Here is a 494-nt window from a genome sequence, read left to right as displayed (position 1 = left end):
CGATCGTGCAGCCGGCCGAGCCGCAGGACGTCGCCAGCGTGCCGGCCCAGCGGTCGGCGACCGCCCGGGCCAGCGCGAGCACCTCCGGACGCAGCACCGGCTCGGGCGACACGACCTTCGCCAGCATCGCGAGCCGCTCGTGCTCGGACGTCTCGACCCGCTCCACCAGGAACCCGTCCACGAGACGTCCGGCGAACCGCACCTTCACCCGGCAGCCGGGCACCGCCGCGTCGTCGAGGTCGGCCGGGACGCGGTAGTCGAACAAGCGGTCCAGGTGGGCCAGCGGCGTGTCGACGGCGACCCGGGCGACCGACAGGGCGGGCGCCGGCTCGGGTGCGGGCTTGGCCGCCTTCGCGCGAGCGCCCGCCTTCGGGCGCGCCGCAGGGGCCGTGGGAGCAGGGGCCGGGGACGAGGAGGAGCTGGTCGGGGTCCTCGGCGCCGCTCACACGGGTGTTTCTACCAGCCGGCACCGACCGGCCCGGACGCGACGGCCG

At 77.1% G+C, this 494-nt stretch carries 1 protein-coding gene; it reads right to left on the bottom strand.

The window, feature by feature from the left end; all coding sequences use genetic code 11:
* Positions 1–265 (bottom strand): primosomal protein N' family DNA-binding protein (locus AC2W7G_RS18480; RefSeq protein ID WP_485869711.1); only part of this gene is annotated, 265 nt, incomplete at its 3' end.
* Positions 266–494: the final 229 nt, after the last annotated feature.

The organism is Aeromicrobium sp. PFPM2_SD2 (assembly GCF_057364525.1).
The sequence above is the reverse complement of the archived record's forward strand: the minus strand, read 5'-3'. Positions and strand labels throughout refer to the sequence as shown.